Source organism: Gilvimarinus sp. 1_MG-2023 (genome assembly GCF_030548285.1).
Map to the genome: position 1 here is coordinate 1 of NZ_JAUOSC010001634.1, position 239 is coordinate 239.

The 239-nt window shown below is 54.8% G+C and carries 1 protein-coding gene; it reads left to right on the forward strand.

The features are described 5' to 3' along the window. Nucleotides 1-239, forward strand: a 239-nt coding sequence (locus tag Q4563_RS22330) for a hypothetical protein (RefSeq protein WP_442903865.1), incomplete at both ends; no start/stop codon positions are given.

Sequence of the window (239 nt, forward strand, 5' to 3'; positions counted from 1 at the left end):
GGCACTGAATCTGGTCAAGAAACAAAACGGCGAGTGGCTGCCGAATGTGGCAGGTTTGTTAATGATGGGAAAACCGTTGGCACTGCGCCGCTTGTTGCCGTCGGTGCGGGTTGATTACGTTCGCAGCAGTGGCGTTCAATGGGTTGAAGACCCGGAACAGCGGTTTCAGACTACACTGGATCTGCGTGGACCCTTGCTGCGTCTGATTCCCAAACTGGAAGCCGCCATTCTGGATGATC